Genomic DNA, 14884 nt, shown 5'->3' with positions numbered 1-14884 from the left:
GGCACAACCTCTCTCAGGTCCTCCTGAACATCCGCTCCACTTCGGCGAGGGTGATCCTCTTGAAGACGGGGCGCCCGTGGGGACATTGGGCATTGAATTCGGTCCGGTCGAGGTCGTTCAACAGAGCTTCGATCTCCCTCTGACACAGAAGCTGATTGGCTCGCACCACCCGATGGCAGGCCATCAGAATCAACAAGCCGTCGACAACCTCTTCCATCAGGGCGCTTCGTCCGTAAGCTGCCAGTTCCCCGACGACTTTGCGCAGCAGTTCCTCCCCCTCCCTGTCCGCCAGGATCCCCGGCGCCCCTTTCAGTGCGTAGGATGGTCCGCCAAAAGGTTCGAGATCGAAGCCGAGCTGCTCCAGCAAGGGCATGTTTTGCTCGAGGACGGCCGCCTCCCGGTGATCGAAGTCGAGGACCAGGGGAAAAAGCAGTTGCTGCCCTTGGACTCCAGCTTCCCGATACTGTTCCTTCAGCTTCTCGAAAGCGATGCGTTCGTGCGCCGCATGCTGGTCGACAAGGACCAGATCGCTACCGTCCTGACAAAGAATGTAGCTGCTGTGGAACTGACCGATCACCTCCAATGATCCGAAAAAGCCTTTGTTTCCCTCTTCTTCCAACCGCTCCAGGTTCCGCCCGACAGGGGCATTTCCATGTTGTTCCGCGGTGGATCGGGCGGGACGATACGCCGCATCGATTTCCCTGACCAGCGGTTCCTGCCGTGCCGGAGCAGCAGGAGAATGATTGACGGGAAAAGCTGCCGGAGAAGCTGCATCCGACGTCGGCCGGGTCGAAACCGTTAACTGGTTCCTGATGGATTCGCGCCCCCCCCGGCTCGAGGATGCCAGGGAATCCCGGACGCTTTCTGCAATGAAATCGTGAATGGCAGCCTGATCGCGAAAACGCACTTCGTGTTTGGTCGGATGGACATTGACATCCACCAGGGACGGATCCATATCGAGGAAGAGGGCCAGTACAGGGTGACGCCCCTTCATGATCAGATTGCGATATCCTTCGCGGACCGCATGATGAACCACCCGATCCCTGATATGGCGGCCATTTATGTAGGTATACATGGCATTGGCCGAAGGCCGGCTCAGGGTCGGTTCGGAGACGAGTCCGTGCAGCCTGAGGCCGTTGCGATCCCTGTCCACCGGAACCATGTCCCTGAGCAAGGCGGGGCCGAGCAGTTCGGCAAATCTTTCCGCCAATCGGCTCTGACGGTTGACATCGATCACCGAGCGACCATTGTGAATCAGCTGAAACTGGATTGGCGGTCTTGCCAGCGCAAGCCGCCCCACCATATCGGCGATATGGCCGAACTCGGTCTCATCCGTTCTCAAAAATTTGCGGCGGGCGGGCAGGTTGTAAAAGAGATTGCGCACCTCAATCGTGGTTCCGACCGGTGCTCCGGCGGCATCCGCCCGTTTGACCTGACCGCCTTCCAGATAGATTTCCCAGGCCTCGAGGGAATCCTGGGCCCGCGTACGAAGCAGCATCCGGGAAACGGCGGCGATGGAAGGCAGAGCTTCTCCACGGAATCCGAGGGTCAGCAGGCGACCGAGATCATCCTCACTTTTCAGCTTACTGGTCGCATGGCGTTCCAGACAGAGAAAGGCATCGTCCCGGCTCATGCCGACCCCGTTGTCCGTCACCCGAACCAGCCGCTTGCCACCCTGCTCCACTTCGACAAGGATACTGGTGGCGCCGGCATCGAGGGAATTCTCGATCAGTTCCTTGACTACTGAAGCAGGACGCTCGACAACTTCCCCTGCTGCGATCTGGTTGCACAGCCTTTCCGGCAGAATATGGATGATTTGCGCCAAGGAGCCCCCCTCCCGATGAAAACGGCAACGGCCGGCAAGGCCGGCCGCTGATGCAATCCCTTAATCCTCGAATGGTTCAGAATTTCTGTTCAAGGGAAGCGAGGAGGCTTTCGATCTCCTCCAGTTCGCCTTTCTTTTCAGACTGAGCTATATCCTTCAGGGGCTCTTCCAGCAGGCCGAAGTCTCCGGCGACGCTGTGGACAATATTCGAACTTACCTCGTCGAGCTTACGCACGTAGGCCTCGAAAAGGCTGTTGTCACAGAGGGTATTGATCAATCTTGGCACTCCGCCCGAGTAGCGATGAATGGCTGAAATGGCTTCATCCCGAAAAATCTGCCGGGTCGCGCCTGCGACCTGAAGTCGATGGCGGATATATCCCTGGGTGGCCTCGACGGGAAAAGAATGCAGGTGGTATTTCACAGCCACCCGCTGGGCCAGAGGTTCGTCCAGCCGCAGGCAATCCTCCACCTCGGGCAGCCCGAAGAATACGATATTGAGCAGCTTTTTGCCGGGGATCTCAAGATTGAGCAAACCGCGGAATTCTTCCATCAGCTCCCGGGTTTGCAGCATCTGGGCTTCGTCGATCAGCACGACAGCCTTCCTGCCCGATTCCTCGATCTCGAGCAGTCGCGAGTAGAGTTGCTTCAGCAGTGAGAGGCGGTCGGCAGCCGGACTTTGAACCCCGAGCTGCATGGCGATTCTGGTCAGAATCCATTCGGGGGTGATCCCCGAGTGCACCATGACCAGAAGCGATGATTCGTAGCGGTCGTCGGGCAGACAATCGAGCATCCGGCGCGCCAGGGTGGTCTTGCCGGTGCCGATGGCGCCCACCAGAACCGCCAGCCCCTTATTGGAATCGACGGCATACATGAGGCGCAGCAGCGCCTGCCTGTGCTGTTCGCTGTCGAAATAGAAGCGGGCATCAGGCGCGTTGGAGAACGGCTCCCTCTCAAATCCGAAATGTACGGCGTAGCTCATCTATCATTCCTTCATTCTCTGCACCGCAATTTGCAGGCATGCGATCAGATGTAGGAAATGCGATTTTTGGAAGATTTTCCTCCCGAGCCTTCGGCCCCTTCATCCTCCGCCAGCCCCAGCTCCTTGCGCAGGTCCTTGATTCTCGATTCCACATCACGGAAAAAAGGTTCTGCCTCCGCTACGCACTGGAAACTTTCGAGAGCCTCCAGCGGCCTCTGCCACGACTGATAGAGAATACCCAGTTCGTAGTGAAAGCAGGTCCTTTCTTCATTCTTGAGATCGTCCAGAGCGAGACCCGCCTTAAAAGCCTCGACCGCTTTTTCGAACTCGCCTTTCTGCACCAGGCATACGCCTTTCAGGGTCAGGCAATCGACCCTCCTCCCCGGGTCCAGCATCGCCTTTTCGAACTGCTCGATGGCGTCATCCAGCAGCCCCATCTCTTTATAGGCGATGCCCAGGTTGTAGTGGGTTTCGGTATCTTCGGCGCTGATCTGATTTTCGAGGCCCTTCTTGAACTCCGAGAGGCTGCCGTCCAGGCGCGATTTTTCCCGATCCTGCCTGGTTTCCGGCGCCTGTTTCGACCGGTTCCCGGAGCCTGCCACCTCTCCACCCTGGGCCCCGGATTCGGATACAGGGGCTGCGGGTAAAATGCGCTCCAGCAGTTGCCGGGCTTCCTCACACCCGGGAACTGCGGCCAGAAGATTTCGACATTTCTTTTCGGCTTCCTCGAGCAACCCCTGTTCCAGATAGAACTCCGCTTCCTCCAGATCCCCTTTGACATCCAAGGGAGAAGCATCCTCCTTCTTGCCCTGTTCGAGTTCACCGAGTCCCCCGATGATTTCATCCAGATCAAGGCCATTTTCTTCGGCCACGGAAGCCTCCAGATCGAGACTGCCGAAATCGAGATGGCTGGCCTCAAAGGTTTCGGGAGAAACTTCGGGCTCATTGATCTCCAGTTCGATCTCAAACTCCAGATTGTCGCCATCGTCGTCCATTCGGAACGATTCCGGTTCAGGGTCCGGCAGGTCTGCCTGCTCTGGTTCTTCCACCGGGGACTTATCCGCAACCGCCGGTTCTTCGTCGGGCAATTCTCCATAGGCGAGGATCTCTTCCTGCCCGGCATCCTCCTGTAGGCCAGGGTCTGCCTCGGAACCCGTTTCTGCCTCCTTCCGATCCGAGGACATCAGGTCGAACAGCTTGCTCCCTTCGCCGGTTTTTTCATAGACAGCCTGCAGTGTCTTATGAACGGCCTCGTTTTCCGGAAAAAATTCCCTGAACCGCTCATAGAAATCCTTCAGCACCGCAAGCCGCTGATCGTCGAAAAAGGCGCCTTTCCATTCCTCCAGTTCGTCGAAGGCCCTGCCTTGGTCACCACAGGCGAGATGGGCCCGAACCGATTTTTCCCGGATGTCGAGATCGTGAGCACTGTTTTCCAGGAACCGGCTACACACTTCCTGTTCCCTCGGGAACTCTCCGCACGCATGATAGCCGTCAGCCAGCAACAGAACCGCATCCCTGTTTTGCGGGTCTACGGCAAGAACCTCCTGAAGCAGATCGATGCACCCGCCGTTGTCGCCGCGCTCAAGCAGAACCCGGGCCAGATCGACCTTCAGTTCGATCTTGTCCGGGCAGTATTTTTCCAGTGCCTGCCGCAAGGCCGCCGGACAAGCAAGATCCTTCTTCCCGGCCAGATGCTCGAGGGCCTGCCCCAGAACCTCAGCCGGCTGGCCGCCGTCCTCCTGGGCCGCATAAGCCGCAGCCAGTTCGACCCGCAGCTGAATGTTGTCCGGATCAAGGTCCTTCATCTTCTCCTGGACCTTGATCAGATCCTTGGGTTTGTCCTGCTTCGCCAGCAGCTTGATCAATTGCCGATACTCGCCGAGGGCATTACCCAGCAGTCCCTGTTTCTCATTCAGCTCTGCGAGTTTGAAATAGATCTGCCCCTGGGACCCGTCGATCTTCTGCATCTGCTTGTAAACGGCGATCGCCTTCAGGTAAAAGCCGTTTTTGGCGTAATGCCGTGCCACCCAATCGTAGGCTTCCAGGGCTTCCGCAGTCATGCCGACGCGATTGTAAAGCTCTCCCAGTTTCTGCCGGTTGCGCACATCGTTGGGGTTGCTTTCGATTACCTTTTCGTAATCTTTGATGGCCTTGGCGACCTGACCCTTGAGCAGATTCTTCTGGGCAGCCGCGAGTAATTTTTCCTTTTTCGACAATGCCTTCACCCATCCGGTAAGATGTTGGATTTGCGATTTAATCTAAACTATGATTCCACGGCCTGTCAAGGTATGGTTCAGCTTGCAGGAACCCCGGCCGAAACGGGGATTCAGGTTTTACTTTTCAACTCTTTGACTTCTGCCGGAGTCAGCATCCGATATTGCCCGGGCCGCAGATCTCCCAGTTCCAAAAATGCCAGCCGGATCCGTTTGAGCCGGCTCACAGGGTGTCCGACGACTTCGCACATCCGCCGTACCTGCCGGTTGCGCCCCTCGTGAATGGTTATCTCGAACCAGGTGTGGCTGCCGGAGAATCTGACTTTATCGATCCGGGCCGGGGCCGTTGGTCCGTCGTCCAGCAGAACACCTTCCTCGAGCTTGCGACGCTCCTCTTCACTCAGGCGGCCGCGAATGCGGACCAGATAGGTTTTGCTCACCTGATGCCGGGGATGACTGAGCAGTGCGGCCAGTTCCCCGTCGTCGGTCATCAGCAGCAGCCCCTCGGTGTTCATGTCGAGGCGGCCAACCGGAAAGAGTCTGCCGGGAACATCCCGAACCAGGTCGCTAACCACCTTGCGCCCTTCCGGGTCGCGAGCGGTGGTCACATAACCGAGCGGCTTGTTGAGCAGGACAACGGCTCTTTTTTCTTTGGAGCGCAGGGGCCGCCCGTCCACTTCAATCCGGTCCTGCCCGAATTCGGCGCTTTCGCCCAGGGTGGCCCGCCTGCCGTTGACGGTAACCCGGCCGGCTTCGATCCATCGTTCAGCCTCCCGGCGGGAAGCCAGCCCGGCCGCTGCGATCAGTTTCTGCAGGCGTTCCTTCATACATCTATCCAAAATCGAAACTTCAGGCCGATCCCGATTTCGATTTCGAGAAAGCCCCTGCAACCGGTTTTAGAACTTGCTGTCCAGTTCCTTGGTCAGATCGGGCGAGAGATCGCTGAATTCCTTCAGGGAAGGCAGCCCGCCGAGGTCATTGAGACCGAAGAGTTCCAGAAATTCCCGACTGGTTCCGTAAATCAGGGGCTTGCCCGGGACATCCTTCTTCCCGAGAATTTTGACCAGCCGCTTTTCCAGAAGGGTTTTCAGCACCCCGCCGGAATCGACACCGCGGAGAAAATCGATGTCGGCCCGGGTGACCGGCTGGCGGTAGGCGATGATAGACAGGGTTTCCAGGGCGGCTCTGGAAAATCGCGATGGGCGGCTGCTCCGCAAACGACGCAGCCAGGGTGCAAGTTCGACCCTGGTGCGAAACTGAAAGCCCCCTGCAACCTGATGCAGGATAAAGCCGCGTCCGGCCCGCGCATATTCCTCCTGCAGCTCCAACAGGATGGCCTGAACCTCCTCTTTTTCCATTTCCAGAACATCGGCGACGAGTTCGGCTCGGACCGGACCCTCGGCGGCGAACACCAGTCCCTCGATGATCGTCCGCCTGTCACTTGTATCCAAGGGCCTCGTCCTTTAACACGACGTCTTCTGAATCACCAGCGCCTGCGGCATAGAGCCATATGGTACCGCAGCGATTGTTCTGCATCAAGCGGAGCATACGCAATTTCACCAGTTCCAGCATGGCCAGAAAGGTGACCACGATCTCTCCACGGCCGAAGGTTCCGGTTAAAAGCTCCCGAAAAGAGAGTTGCCGGCGGCGGGCCAGGCTATCGAGAATGACCTGAATGCGGTCGGCCAGGGACACAGATTCCATTTCCACCTCATGGCAGGCCGGCTCACCCTTCTCCCGCAGGAGTTGCTGAAAAGCCTCCATCAGCTCAAACAGGCCGATCGCGCCGAGGTTTTCGGTTTCTTCTTCCCCGGCGGCCTCGGGCAGTTCCTCGCCCTTGCGGACGAAGACGTCCCGCTCCAGCAGGGGCAGTCTGTCCAGACTTTCGGCGGCATCTCTGTATTTCTGGTATTCCAGAAGCCGTTGCACCAGCTCGGTTCGGGGGTCGACCTCCTCCTCTTCCGGCTCCTCGACGGGGTTTTTGGGCAACAGCATACGGGATTTGATGTGCAGCAGGGTCGCCGCCATGACCAGAAATTCCCCGGCCACCTCGAGATTCAGGCTTTGCATGGCATCGACCGCAGCCAGATACTGGCTGGTTATTTCGGCGATGGGAATATCGTAGATGTCCATCTCATTCTTTTTGATGAGATGGAGCAACAGATCCAGAGGTCCCTTGAAACTCTCTAGCTCGATTTCGTAGGTCATTAAACCCTGCCTCGACGTGAGGATCCCCAAGTCCGACAGACTCCCGGAGGGCATTTGCGGTCGGGATCAAAACCGGTCCGGTTCGCAGCCGGCCCCCGATCCAGGGCCGCCCGGCAAAAAAGAGAGGAGGTGATCAGACAGGCATTATCGGGGTTCTATAGCAGAAGAGCCGGGATAAGTCAATGAAACCCGACCTTATTGGATGAATCGGTCAGGATTCAGCCTTTCCCTTGGCAGCGGAGCGAAAGGCTTCGGGATAACGGCGGCGAACAAACTCCTTCTCATCCTTTCTGGTCAGAAGCCGTCCGTCCAGACGTCCGTCCAGCAGTTCCTGAAGTATGACCTTGTAGAGGGGCCCCGGAGGAATTCCCATCTGTTTGAGGTCCTCTCCGGACAGAGCAGGGGCCATCGACCGGAGATGGGTGAAATAGTGGGATATCGTTTTCTGAACCTGTTCGTTCTCGGCCCTTGCCATTCCGTACAGAAGGACTTCGGTGGCAAGCCCTTGAAACCAGGCGGAGACTTCGCTGGGAGTCGCCGGATTCCTTCGCGTTTCCCTGAGGAAAAGCTGATTGGTGAGGCGATGGATCTCCTCCCGTTGATCGGTAAACAGCTCGATCAGGCGAGGCGTTACACTCAGACGCCTGCAGACTCCGCACACCCCCTCCCGGTCCAGATTGGACAGCAGGCAGAGAAAATAGACCGTCCAGCGACGGCAGGGTTCGCCGGTAAAAAGCAGGTCATACCAGTTGATGGCTCTGCGGGCATTGGCGAAGAGGGAGCGGAGCCGATCCGTGTGGTTGAGATCGGGATGGATGTACTGCAGCAGTTTGAATTCTGCCATGCGCAGTATGGCGGGCAGCGGATCGGATTCCTTCATGATCAGGATCAGTTCGTTGAGAACCCGGGGTCCCCCAACCTTTTCCAAAAAACCCATCCTGACGGCACTGCGCAACAGATGTTCGGTATGCCCGCCCATTTCGAAATTGAGGCGCTGCTCGAAGCGGATCGCCCGGAAAACCCGGGTCGGATCCTCGACGAAACTCAGATTGTGTAGCACCCGGATGGCTTTTTCCTGCAGGTCCCGCTGCGCTCCGAAAAAATCGTACAGCTCCCCGTATTGCTGCTGGTTCAGAGCGATGGCCAGGGTATTGATGGTGAAATCCCGCCGGTAGAGATCGAGTTTGATCGGTGCGTGTTCCACTGTCGGCAGGGCCCCTGGCGCCACATAGTATTCAGTGCGGGCCGAGGCGATGTCGACCTTGAAACCGTCGGGAAAGATGACGACCGCCGTACCGAATTTGCGATGGGTGCGGATCCGGCAGTCGAAACGTCTGGCGAATTCCGCGGCGAAGGCGATCCCGTCCCCTTCGACGACGATATCGACATCGAAGTTTTCCTCCCGCAGCAGGAGATCGCGGACAAAACCTCCAACGGCAAAGACGTCGACCTGCAGGTCATCGCCGACCCGCCCCATGCCTTCAAGCATCTCCTGAATGCGGGGGCTGAGGCGATCCTTCATCAGCCGCACCACATAACGCCGCTTCAGGGACAGATCCCTGGAGGCGAGCGCCGGAGCGTCCTTCATCCGCCGGGAGGTGGCGCCGGAGATCAGGTGACGCAGCAGGTCGGTGCGGGTGATGGCGCCTATCAGTTTCCCCTGCTCCACCACCGGCACGAAACGCTGGTCGCGATCGACAATCAAGGCCTGGAGTTCGGAAACCGGGGTTGAGGGTGAGACACTGACGAAATCGAAGCTCATGTATTCGCTGACCGGTACGTTCGCCAGATCGTGGTGAGCCGCCTTTTCCAAGACCTGCCGGGTGATGACCCCCGCAACCCGGCTGCCGTCCATGATCGGCAGAGCGTTGATGTTGTAGCGGGTGAGGACTTCCCGGGCTTCATTGACGGTCGCATTCACGGGCACGGTTTTCACCGCCGTGAACATGAGATGCCGGGCCTCCCAACGCGGCTGCACGTGGTCACTCAGGACCTGGGGCAGCTTATCCAGGAACTGCACCAGGGTCATGTTCCGCAGGGTCCCCGAGGCGGCGAAACTGTGTCCGCCCCCTCCGAATTCGGCCAGAATCTCGCCGACATGGACCTCCGGTATGCGGGATCTGCCAACCAGGAAAACCCGGTCGCCCATCCGCACGGCTACGATCAGGGCGTTGAGGTTTTCCATATCCTTCAGTTTGTGGGCAAGCACCGCCAGGTCGCCTACGAAATGATCGATAGACGCATGGGCGACGGCGATATCGATACCGTTGGCGTTGAGAATAGCGCGGGATTCGATCAGCTCGTGCAGCAGCGAAACCTGGTCGGCCGTCAGCTCCTGGGTGAGAAAATCGGCAACCGTATTGAGATTGGCCCCCTGCTCGAGCAGGAAGGCGGCCGCCTGGTAATCGCGGACGGTGGTGGAATTGAACAGCAGCTTGCCGGTATCCTCATAGAGGCCGAGCAGCATCATGGTGGCTTCTTCGGGCGAAGGCCGGATGCTCTTTTCCATGAAGAGGTGGGTCAGGATGGTGACGGTCGAACCGACCGGTTCGATCTTCACCAGGGAATAGTTTTCGCTGCCGATGCAGACAGGATGATGATCGTAGACGTGAACCTCGACCCCTTTGCGGCGTGCCACGTCGGCAAAGGGGCCGATCCGGTCCAGTTGGCAGACGTCGACCAGAATCAGGCGGGTGATCGCCTCCAGGTCGATGTCCCGGATCCGCTTGAAACGAAAGGCGTAATCGGCGCTCTGCAGAAAAAACTCCCGCAGGTTCCGCTCCTGGGCCCCGGCGAAGACCATTTCCGCCTGCGGATAGAGCTTCTTGGCGGCGATCATCGACCCAAGACAATCGAAGTCGGCGTTGATGTGGGTGGTGATGACGTCCATGGTTCGCCTTTGGTTTCATCGTTGTCAGTGAAGCTTTAGCGGAACGGTTGTCGTTGTCGTAATCGTAGTCGATACCCTCTTCAAAACGATTACGATGACGATTACGACAACGGCAACGATTGGCTCATACTGAAGTTTTCGATTCCGATTTCGATTTCGATTTCGATTTTTTAACAGCCTTGCAGGGTGCCTATTAAATCCTGTATCCGAGATATCCCTTCCTCCCGGCAGAACCGTTCCAGGCCGGCAATGATCTGGATCATGGCATCGGGATCGACGAAATTGGCGGTTCCAACCTGCACGGCGGTGGCTCCGACGATCAGAAACTCCAGGGCATCCTCGGCCCGCATGATGCCGCCGATGCCGATGACCGGGATCTTTACCGCCCGCACCACCTGATGCACCATTCTCACCGCCACCGGCCGCACGGCCGGACCGGACAGGCCCCCGGTGGCATTGGCCAGGCGGGGCCGGCGGGTGCGGATATCCACTGCCATCCCCGTGAGGGTATTGATGCAGCTGATGACGTCGGCACCGGCCTCCTCGACGGCCCTGGCGATCACCGTGATGTCGGTCACGTTGGGGCTCAGCTTCACGATGAGGCGGCCGCTGTAGCGTCGGCGCACCAGCCCGACCACCTCCGCCGCGGCTTGCGGATCGGTTCCGAAGACTATTCCTCCCTGCTTCACGTTTGGGCAGGAGATATTCATCTCGATTGCGGCCAGGCCCTCGGTCTCCTCCAGACGGCTGGCCATCTCACCGTATTCCTCCAGCGTATTGCCGAAAAAATTGACGATGACAGGAGTCGCCAGGTTCCGCAGAAAGGGCAATTTGTCCCGGACGAATGTTTCCAGGCCCACATTCTGCAGACCGATGGCGTTAAGCATACCCCCCTTGGTCTCCGAGATCCGGGGCGTAGGGTTACCGGCCTTCGGCATCAGGGACAACCCCTTGGTAACGATCGCTCCCAGCGCCTGCAGATCGATAAAGGGGGCATATTCCTCGCCGTACCCGAAAGTGCCGGAGGCGGGCATGACCGGATTCTGCAGATGAAGCCCGGAAAGTTTCACGGAAAGATCCGGCCTGGCTGAAAGAAGATTCTTTTTTTCACTGACCTCGCTCATGACCTGGTTCCTTCTCCGGCTTCTATTTTTCCCCAATCCAGCTCCTCGGCATGGAAAACCGGCCCCTCCTTGCAACTGCACAGATAGTGGGGATCCTTTTCGGAATGGCCGACACCTTTCACCACGCAGCCGAGACAGGCGCCCACCCCGCAGGCCATGAAAGCCTCCAGGGATACCTGCAGAGACACCTTCCGCAGGGCGCAGATGTCCCGGACCGCCTGCAGCATGCCCATCGGTCCGCAGGCAAAAACTTCGGCATCGGGGAAGCGGGTCAACTTGCGCTCCAGAACCCGGGTGACTGGTCCTTCCTCCCCCAGGGTTCCGTCGTCGGTGGAAACATAGGTCTGTACGCCGAGACGCTCGAATTCGGTCACCGCCAGGATATCCTGACGGGAACGGCCTCCGATCAGCAGTCTCACCGGCGCGGTATCCACCAGTTTCCCTGCCAGCATGTACAAGGGTACCAGACCTATACCGCCCCCCACCAGGATCTTGTTACGCCCCGGCTCTCCCAGGTCGAATCCCCGCCCGAGGGGTCCCAGCAGCTCGACCCTGTCCCCTTCATGCAGGTCCCGCATGAGGGTGGTACCGTGACCGACCACCTTATAAAGGATTTCCACATATTCCTTGTCCGGAAATCCTTGACAATCGGCGGGCAGAAACCCCGTCTGGAAAACCCCGAAAGGCCTGCGCAGGAGCGGTTCGAGACCGACCTGGATCCGGAACATGACAAACTGGCCAGGGTTCGCCTGCGTGGAGATGCCGGGTGCGAGTATCTTCATCCGGTAATAGCCGGGTGAGATTTCCTGGTTGGACAAAATCGTTGTTTTGTAATTCTGCATGAGGTTTCCCTGACGCTTTTCGCTTTCAATGAATGGACAATGGGACGGATAAAGAGTCTCTCTCTTCTATGCTTCAGGACAAACTCTCCGAACGAACTCCTCGAGTCGTTTCTCCTCCAGCGCCATGACCAGAGCGTCCTCTTTATCCGGGTAATATTTTCTGCGGTGACCGATGACGGCAAAGCCGAAAGATCTATAAAGGGCGATGGCCGGCTCGTTACCTTTGCGCACTTCGAGAAAAGCGCGATCAAGCCCTTTTGCGATCTCTCTTTTGATACCTTCTGCCAGAAGCAATCTGCCCAGACCCTGACGCCGGAAAACCGGCGCCGTAGCGAGGTTGAGAATATGCATCTCGCCGCTGAAGCTCCAGTAGCAGTGCAGACCCGCCAGCAGGCCCCCCACCCACAGCAGGTCGATAGAGGAAAGCTCGTTGGCCAGTTCTTCCTCGAAGATCTGCCGCGACCAGGGATTTCGATGGCAAACCTTTTCGAGGTCGAGCACCTGTTCCAGATCGCAGGGTTTCATTGGTTGGATGTTTCTGTCGATCATGGAGAGACCGTTTCCAAGGCCATCGCGAAGCCTTATTTCCAGTCAAATGCTTGGCAACGTGCAGTTTCCCCCTGCGGTCTTGCATTTCTGAATCCAACCTGCAAAAGGAGACGGTTGAACAGAAAGAAGGTGAAGATTTATTATGACAGATGATGAAAAAAGGGTAAAATCAGGGGAAAAATGATCAAGGTTGAAATCAGGCAACCGGATTATCATAATTCAGCCCCCCGTGTGTGTAAAGATCCAATCTCATTGGCTTCCCCGACAGGAGTTTGCCGTTGACAAATTTAGTGCTGTTGTTTTAATAATGGCCGGATTTATACCTGGATCCGTGAGTATTGGACGGCAAATAGGGGAAGTTGTGGCCCTGCCGCCCGGCCCTTGCCCTCGCGCCCGGGTAAAAACAAGGAGACCGTGGAAGTGAGCGAAAAAGAGCAAATGACATACAAGGATGCCGGCGTCGATATCGATGCCGGGAATCAGTTTGTGAAGATGATCAAACCCCTGGTTAAAGCCACCTCCCGTCCTGAGGTCCTGACCGATATCGGGGGCTTTGGGGGGCTTTTCTCCCTCAATGCCGACAAATACCAGAAACCGACCCTGGTCACCAGCACCGACGGCGTCGGAACCAAGCTGAAACTTGCCTTCATGGCCGACAAACACGATACCGTCGGCATCGATCTTGTCGCCATGTGCGTCAACGACATCGCTGTTCAGGGAGCCGAGCCACTGTTTTTTCTCGACTATCTGGCCACCGGCAAACTGGCCCCTGAAAAAGCAGTGCAGATCGTCAAGGGCATCGCTGACGGCTGTATCGAGGCGGGCTGCGCCCTCATCGGAGGAGAAACCGCCGAGATGCCCGGTTTCTATGCCGAAGGGGAATACGATCTGGCCGGTTTTACAGTCGGCATCGTCGACAACAGCAAGATCATCGACGGCTCTACCGTGACCGTCGGCGACCGCCTCATCGGCCTGGCTTCCAGCGGCCTGCACTCCAACGGCTATTCCCTGGCCCGGAAGGTCTTTTTCGAGAGGATGGGGCTCACTGTAGGCGCACAACCCGAGGAGCTGCAAAAACCCCTCGGCGAGGAGCTTCTCACCCCGACCCGCATCTATGTCAAAACGATCCTCAATCTGGTCCGCGATTTTCAGATCAAGGGAATGGCCCACATTACCGGAGGCGGCATCATCGAAAACGTTCCCCGGGTGCTCCCGAAGAACTGCCGGGCCATCATTGAAAAGAACAGCTGGCCCAAGCCGGCCGTCTTTGAATTGTTGCGCCAGGGCGGCAATATCGACGAAATGGAAATGTACCGCACCATGAACTACGGCATCGGCATGGTGCTTATCGTGGCCGAACGGGAGGTGGACGAGATCATGATGCGCCTCGGCGGCCTCAAGGAGCAGGCGTTCCTGATCGGCCACATCGCCAAGAGCGAGGGGGAAGCCGGGGTCGTCCTGGTTTAAGCAGACGCCCCCGACCCCCGGTCATCCCTGAAAGCACGGGGGATGGACCGCAACCCTTCTTGGAAAAGCGGAAACTTCCATTTATAGGTTGAGCATACTATCAAGGGCAGATCAGACTCTGCTTTGAGGTAAGTGATGAACAAGAAACTGCGTCTGGCGGTCCTGGCCTCGGGTGGAGGCACCAACCTTCAGGCCATAATCGATCGTTGCCGGGAAGGAGAACTGGACGCGGAAATCGTGCTGGTTATCAGCAACAAGCCTGATGCCGGGGCGCTTGAACGGGCCCGCAAGGCCGGCCTGCCGGAGGTCTGCCTCGATCATCGCCTATTCTCCGACCGCCTTGCCTACGACCGGGCCCTGATCGCCTCCCTGCGTCAGGCAGAGGCTGAACTGGTGGTGCTGGCAGGCTACATGAGACTTCTGTCCGAGGAGTTCCTTCAGGCGTTTCCCAACCGGATTCTGAATATCCACCCTGCCCTCCTGCCGGCATTTCCCGGTATTCGAGCCCAGCGACAGGCCCTGGAGTACGGGGTGCGCGTCGCCGGCTGCACCGTTCACTTCCTCGATTCCGGCGTCGATACGGGCCCGATAGTCCTGCAGGCCGCAGTCCCGGTTCTTGAGGGCGACTCCGAAGAATCCTTGTCCCAACGCATTCTGCGAGAGGAGCACCGCATCTACCCGCAGGCCATTCAGCTTTATGCCGAGGGCCGGCTCCATATCGAGGGGCGTCGTGTGCGCATCGCCCCACCGCTTGCCGCCGAGAACCATTCCCGGCCGGGAGCGTGAT

At 58.0% G+C, this 14884-nt stretch carries 12 protein-coding genes; 2 read left to right on the top strand and 10 right to left on the bottom strand.

Translation table 11 applies throughout. The annotated features are described in order from the left end of the window. Positions 1-13 precede the first annotated feature (13 nt). The 10 genes from mutL to rimI form a co-directional block, all read right to left on the bottom strand. Entirely contained in the window at positions 14-1825 is a 1812-nt protein-coding gene (gene mutL / locus R2940_03990; GenBank protein ID MEZ4598937.1) for a DNA mismatch repair endonuclease MutL, read from the bottom strand. 76 nt (positions 1826-1901) lie between these two features. After that, on the bottom strand, positions 1902-2804 hold the full coding sequence (locus R2940_03985; GenBank protein MEZ4598936.1) for an AAA family ATPase: 903 nt from the start codon (positions 2802-2804) through the stop codon (positions 1902-1904). Between the two features lie 44 nt (positions 2805-2848). Beyond that, positions 2849-5020, bottom strand: coding sequence for a tetratricopeptide repeat protein (locus R2940_03980; protein ID MEZ4598935.1), 2172 nt, complete (start codon positions 5018-5020; stop codon positions 2849-2851). Positions 5021-5130: 110 nt separating this feature from the next. Further along, positions 5131-5844 carry a pseudouridine synthase gene (locus R2940_03975; GenBank protein MEZ4598934.1) on the bottom strand — a complete coding sequence of 238 codons (714 nt, stop codon included), beginning with the start codon at positions 5842-5844 and terminating at the stop codon, positions 5131-5133. A 69-nt stretch (positions 5845-5913) separates the two neighbouring features. Continuing rightward, positions 5914-6468 carry an SMC-Scp complex subunit ScpB gene (gene scpB / locus R2940_03970; protein ID MEZ4598933.1) on the bottom strand — a complete coding sequence of 185 codons (555 nt, stop codon included), beginning with the start codon at positions 6466-6468 and terminating at the stop codon, positions 5914-5916. Next, positions 6455-7225, bottom strand: coding sequence for a segregation/condensation protein A (locus R2940_03965; GenBank protein ID MEZ4598932.1), 771 nt, complete (start codon positions 7223-7225; stop codon positions 6455-6457). The genes scpB and R2940_03965 overlap by 14 nt, the downstream gene beginning before the upstream one ends. A 211-nt stretch (positions 7226-7436) precedes the next feature. Further along, on the bottom strand, positions 7437-10115 hold the full coding sequence (locus R2940_03960) for a CBS domain-containing protein (GenBank protein MEZ4598931.1): 2679 nt from the start codon (positions 10113-10115) through the stop codon (positions 7437-7439). A 170-nt stretch (positions 10116-10285) separates the two neighbouring features. Next, complete coding sequence (locus R2940_03955) at positions 10286-11239, bottom strand: dihydroorotate dehydrogenase (GenBank protein MEZ4598930.1); 954 nt, start codon at positions 11237-11239, stop codon at positions 10286-10288. Continuing rightward, complete coding sequence (locus tag R2940_03950) at positions 11236-12081, bottom strand: dihydroorotate dehydrogenase electron transfer subunit (protein ID MEZ4598929.1); 846 nt, start codon at positions 12079-12081, stop codon at positions 11236-11238. Before R2940_03950 ends, R2940_03955 begins: the two co-directional genes overlap by 4 nt. Before the next feature lie 66 nt (positions 12082-12147). Then, positions 12148-12630, bottom strand: coding sequence for a ribosomal protein S18-alanine N-acetyltransferase (gene rimI, locus R2940_03945; GenBank protein MEZ4598928.1), 483 nt, complete (start codon positions 12628-12630; stop codon positions 12148-12150). 420 nt (positions 12631-13050) lie between these two features. Here rimI and purM point away from each other — a divergent pair, with 420 nt between their 5' ends. Continuing rightward, positions 13051-14097, top strand: a complete 1047-nt coding sequence (gene purM, locus R2940_03940) for a phosphoribosylformylglycinamidine cyclo-ligase (GenBank protein MEZ4598927.1) — start codon at positions 13051-13053, stop codon at positions 14095-14097. A 135-nt stretch (positions 14098-14232) separates the two neighbouring features. Continuing rightward, positions 14233-14883, top strand: a complete 651-nt coding sequence (gene purN / locus R2940_03935) for a phosphoribosylglycinamide formyltransferase (protein MEZ4598926.1) — start codon at positions 14233-14235, stop codon at positions 14881-14883. Position 14884: the final 1 nt, after the last annotated feature.

The organism is Syntrophotaleaceae bacterium (assembly GCA_041390365.1).
In the GTDB taxonomy this organism is placed as follows: domain Bacteria; phylum Desulfobacterota; class Desulfuromonadia; order Desulfuromonadales; family Syntrophotaleaceae; genus JAWKQB01.
The sequence above is the reverse complement of the archived record's forward strand: the minus strand, read 5'-3'. Positions and strand labels throughout refer to the sequence as shown.